Raw genomic sequence first — 4,923 nt, 5'->3', positions numbered from 1 at the left:
ACCGAAGGCCTGCTGCTGGAAGCCACCGAAGACACGCGCCTGCAACTGGACCAACTGAAGAGTTTCGGCTTGACCCTGGCGATGGATGACTTCGGTACCGGTTACTCGTCGCTGAGCTACCTGAAAAAATTCCCGATCGACATCATCAAGATTGATCGCAGCTTCATCCATGAAATCCCGGACAACCAGGACGACATGGAAATCACCTCGGCGGTGATCGCCATGGCCCACAACCTCAAGCTCAAGGTGGTGGCCGAAGGCATCGAGACTGCCGAGCAGCTGGCGTTCCTGCGCCGCCACCGTTGCGACGTCGGCCAGGGCTACCTGTTCGACCGGCCAATCCCGGGGGCCGAGCTGCTGACGATGCTTAAACGCTACCCTCGCGGGCCAATCGCCTGACAGCGCGGTAACACTCGGGCACACTGGCAGTCTGAACTCTTACTTGTAACTCAATCTGACTGAGAGGACTGATCATGGTCTTGCGCTCGGAAATCCTGGTGAATAAAAACGTGCTTCCCACTCAAGAACAAGCTTTGCCTGGCCGTGAAACCCCGATGTCGCTGCCCGAGACGCACTTCGTCAACGGCAACCCGCTGCTGGGCCCGTTTGTCGATAACGTAGAGTTTGCGATCTTCGGCCTGGGTTGCTTCTGGGGTGCAGAGCGTCGTTTCTGGCAGCGCGACGGTGTGGTCAGCACGGTGGTGGGCTATGCCGGCGGCTACACGCCGAACCCGACGTATGAAGAAGTCTGCTCGGGCCTGACCGGCCACAGCGAAGTGGTGTTGGTGGTGTTTGACCAGGACAAGATCAGCTACGAAGAGCTGCTGAAAATGTTCTGGGAACTGCACAACCCGACCCAGGGCATGCGCCAGGGCAATGACATCGGCAGCCAGTATCGTTCGGTTATCTACGCGGTCAAGCCGGAGCACCTGGAGGCGGCGAAGGCCAGCGCAGAGGCTTATCAGGCGGAATTGACCAAGGCCGGCCTGGGCACCATCACCACCGAAATCGAAGAAGCGCCGACGGTGTATTTCGCCGAGGCGTACCACCAGCAGTACCTGGCGAAGAATCCGCAGGGTTACTGCGGAATCGGCGGCACCGGCGTGACCTGCCCGATCTAAGAGCGACACCGATAAAAATGTGGGAGCGGGCTTGCTCGCGAAAGCGGAGTGTCAGTCACTGAATGTGTTTCTGATACACCGCTTTCGCGAGCAAGCCCGCTCCCACATTGGGTCTTCAATACCTTGAGATTGGCTTACTCGGCGATAAGCCAATCCATCTGCCAGCCACCCTGGGTTTGCCCAAGCTGCTTGGACAACCACGGCAGCAGCTCACGCAACTCCTCCTCCAGCCCCCACGGCGGATTGGCAATCGCCAGACCCGAACCGGTCAGGGTGTTGGGCGTGTCCAGCGGATGCACCAGCAATTCCACCCGCAGCAACTTCGGCGCACCGGTACCGGCCAGGTCCTGGTAGAAGCGGCGCAGCATGCGCTGGTCCTTCACCGGGTACCAGATCGCAGCCACTGTCTGGCGCATCCGGCTCACGGCTTCCTTGAGGGACGCGGCGCAGCGCTGCATCTCGTCGAGCTTCTCGAACGGCGGGTCTATCAACATCAACGCACGCTTTTCCGGCACCGGCAGCAATGCCCGTGGCACGTGCCAGCCTTCGCCAAGGTGGACTTTCACCCGACGATCACCCTTCATGTTGTCCTTGAGCAGCAGGCCGTCTTCCGGGTGCTTTTCGTTGAGCAGCACGCGGTCCTGAGGACGAGTCAGGCGTCGCGCCAGCTCCGGCGAACCCGGGTAGTAGCGCAATTCGCCATCCGGGTTCATCTCGTGCAGCACACGCATGTAATCGGCGGTCAGCGGCGGCAGGTCGGCCTGGCCCCACAGGCGGGCGATGCCTTCCAGGTATTCACCGGTACGGTTCGCCTGGTCGCCCTGCAGGTCGTACAGACCAATGCCGGCGTGGGTGTCGAGATAGGCAAACGGCTGCTCCTTGCGCGACATCAGGGCGATGAGGCGGGTCAAGGTCAGGTGTTTGAAGACATCGGCGTGGTTGCCGGCGTGATAGGCGTGACGATAATTCATGGTTGCTCCTGCGCAGGGGGCGAAGTTTACCTTTTACGCAGGCAAAGGTGCAGGGCTGCGCGTCAGGTGGCGCTTATGCCGCAAACACAGGGGCGCTGCCGAAAATAGTCTAATTGGCGGTGCGAAAGCGGATTTATTGTGGCGAGCAATTATCCATGGAGGTCATAACAACTCATGAAAGACGCCACCATCGCTTTGCACCATGGCTTCAAGTCGGACCCGACTACCAAGGCCGTCGCCGTGCCGATCTACCAGAACGTCGCTTTCGAATTCGATAACGCCCAGCACGGCGCCGACCTGTTCAACCTCGACGTGCCCGGCAATATCTACACGCGCATCATGAACCCCACCAACGACGTGCTGGAGCAACGCATCGCAGCACTCGAAGGCGGCATCGCGGCCCTGGCGGTGTCGGCCGGCAGCGCGGCGATCCACTACGCGATCCAGACCCTGACCCGTGCCGGTGACAACATCGTCACCACCCCGCAGCTGTACGGTGGCACCTACACCCTGTTCGCCCACTTGCTGCCGAGCTTCGGCGTTGACGTGCGCTTCGCCCGTGACGACTGCGCCGAAGCCATCGCCGAGCTGATCGATGACAACACCAAACTGGTGTACTGCGAGAGCATCGGCAACCCGGCAGGCAATATCATCGATATCGAAGCCCTGGCCAACGTCGCCCACGCCCGTGGCGTGCCGCTGATGGTGGACAACACCGTGGCCACGCCAATCCTGTGCAAGCCGATCCAGTTCGGCGCGGACATCGTCGTGCATTCGGTGACCAAATACGTGGGCGGCCACGGCAACTCGCTGGGTGGCGTGATCGTCGACAGCGGCACCTTTCCCTGGACCCAGTACCCGGAGAAATTCCCCGGACTCAACCAGCCGGAGCCGGCCTATCACGGTGTGGTCTACACCGAAAAATTCGGCCCGGCGGCGTTCATTGCCCGCGCCCGTACCGTGCCGCTGCGCAACACCGGCGCGGCCCTGGCGCCGATGAATGCATTCCTGCTGCTGCAAGGCCTGGAAACCCTGGCCCTGCGCATGGAGCGCCACACCGAAAACGCCTTGAAGATTGCCCACTTCCTGCAAGACCACGCACTGGTGGAGTGGGTCAGCTACGCCGGCCTGCCGGATCACCCCCACCATCACCTGGCGCAGAAATACATGCAGGGCAAACCGTCGGCGATTCTGTCCTTCGGCCTGAAGGGTGGTTATGAGGCGGGCGTGCGTTTCTACGATTCGCTGCAGATCTTCAAGCGCCTGGTGAACATCGGCGATGCCAAGTCCCTGGCCTGCCACCCGGCGTCCACCACCCATCGCCAGATGAATGAACAGGAGCAGGCGAAGGCCGGGGTGAAGCCGGAGATGATTCGCCTATCTGTCGGCATTGAGGCGATTGAGGACCTGATCGAAGACTTGCAGCAGTCGCTGGCCTCAACCCAGCTCTGAGGCCAGCCAGGCGGCCAGCGCCTGATGGCTGACATCCGGCCGGCGCACGAAGCAGGCGACCTTGTGCTTCAAGGTCGCTGGCACAAAGGCGCTGTATAGGTCCGGGCGCTGTTCTTCCAGCCATTGCAACAGGTTGTCCACCTGCGTAACGCTCGATTGCTCACCCAGGTGCTGGAGAACCTGCGGCGGCACTTGCCACCATGGGCCGGGCTTTGCCGCTCCCGCCGCCGTAACCGCTACCTCATGCTGGCGACCATTGATCCAGTAGCGACTGAACACCGGGAGCAACTCCTTTGCCTGTGGCCCCAGCGCCTGCAACACAGGCAGGACATAAGCACCGTCCCAGAAGCGAAAGAACACCGCCGGCCCTTCCGGCAACAGTACCTTGGTCAGGCTGCGCAGATGCTCGACGACGGTGTGCAAGGAACAGGACGACACCGCCAGCCAACCCCAGTCGATACCTTCGCATTCGGCGGCCCATTTCAGAAAAGCGCTGTCCACGGCGACCACCGCGACGTAGGGCATGACCTCCTCCCACGCTGCATACTCGCTGCCCGCCCAGATGGGGCTAAGTGCACGTCCGTCGGTACGCCGCCACGCATCGAGCGGCTTGCAGTCGCTGGCATTGCCCATCACCACAAACAACTGCTCGCCCGCCTGCAACGGCGCAGCCTCAAGCCACTGCCCGGGAGAAATCATGGCGCACCCGCGGGCAGTGATGTATTGCGATGCAGGGGCGTATTGCACACGCCATTCCTGCAGCGCTCGCACTCTTCGCAAAAGGGTGCGCTGCGCTTCAGGCTTAACACCTGGACGGCACTCAACGGTGCAGGTATTACCGCCAGCAACTTTTCCTGCAGCCCCGGCGTCAGCGGCGCTCCCGCCGGTGCCGGGGAGCCGCCAAGCTGGATTTGCGTGCTGCCGAAAATCCCGCCCGCCGAAACGTTGATCCACTGCCCACCGGCCTGGAGGGTCACGCTGGCACCCGCATCAATAACGACGTTTTGCCCGGCACCGATGTGAATGGTCAACCCGGCACGTACCTGCTGGGAGCCCGCAACCATCAGGTGATCGTCCTGCTTGAGTTCGGTCAGGCGGTTGCCGTGGGTGGTGCGCTGTTCTTCGCCCTGAAGCTCGTGACGATCAAGGCCTTTGACGATCACATCGCGCTGGTTGTCGACCTGCACGTGCTGGTCGTGCAGTACATGCTGGGTCCAGTTGCGCTGGGCGCGCAGGTAGATTTCCTCGGCACCCTTGCGGTCCTCGATGCGCAGCTCGTTGTAGCCACCGCCGCCGGGGCTGGTCTGGCTACGGAAGATGCTGCGGGTCTTGTCGGCTGGCAGGTCCAGCGGCACCGGCGTGGCGGCATTGGCCAGGCA

The 4,923-nt window shown here is 62.0% G+C and carries 5 protein-coding genes and 1 pseudogene; 3 read left to right on the top strand and 3 right to left on the bottom strand.

Annotation, left to right across the window (positions count from 1 at the left end; all coding sequences use genetic code 11):
• A partial coding sequence (locus HX846_RS39565) for an EAL domain-containing protein (RefSeq protein WP_256739820.1) occupies nucleotides 1–399 on the top strand: 399 nt, incomplete at its 5' end.
• A gap of 74 nt (nucleotides 400–473) precedes the next feature.
• Nucleotides 474–1,121, top strand: a complete 648-nt coding sequence (gene msrA, locus HX846_RS15310; protein WP_003209436.1) for a peptide-methionine (S)-S-oxide reductase MsrA — start codon at nucleotides 474–476, stop codon at nucleotides 1,119–1,121.
• 134 nt (nucleotides 1,122–1,255) lie between these two features.
• On the opposite strand, the gene HX846_RS15305 is transcribed toward msrA, so the two are convergent.
• Complete coding sequence (locus HX846_RS15305) at nucleotides 1,256–2,092, bottom strand: 23S rRNA (adenine(2030)-N(6))-methyltransferase RlmJ (protein ID WP_003209435.1); 837 nt, start codon at nucleotides 2,090–2,092, stop codon at nucleotides 1,256–1,258.
• Nucleotides 2,093–2,266: 174 nt separating this feature from the next.
• Between HX846_RS15305 and HX846_RS15300 the strand changes: the two genes are divergently transcribed.
• A complete protein-coding gene (locus tag HX846_RS15300; protein WP_008439168.1) occupies nucleotides 2,267–3,544 on the top strand; it encodes an O-acetylhomoserine aminocarboxypropyltransferase/cysteine synthase family protein in 1,278 nt (425 codons plus the stop codon).
• Here HX846_RS15300 and HX846_RS15295 read toward each other — a convergent pair.
• Nucleotides 3,530–4,243 carry a DUF4123 domain-containing protein gene (locus tag HX846_RS15295; RefSeq protein WP_178965654.1) on the bottom strand — a complete coding sequence of 238 codons (714 nt, stop codon included), beginning with the start codon at nucleotides 4,241–4,243 and terminating at the stop codon, nucleotides 3,530–3,532. The two genes, HX846_RS15300 and HX846_RS15295, sit on opposite strands and share 15 nt — an antisense overlap.
• Nucleotides 4,240–4,923 (bottom strand): annotated as a pseudogene (locus HX846_RS15290) (type VI secretion system tip protein VgrG); the annotation flags it as partial. The pseudogene HX846_RS15290 and the gene HX846_RS15295, both read right to left, overlap by 4 nt.

The sequence above is a fragment of the Pseudomonas sp. K5002 genome, from assembly GCF_013386655.1.
Lineage (GTDB): Bacteria > Pseudomonadota > Gammaproteobacteria > Pseudomonadales > Pseudomonadaceae > Aquipseudomonas.
Note: the sequence above shows the minus strand (reverse complement) of the source record. Positions and strands in the feature narration are given on the sequence as shown.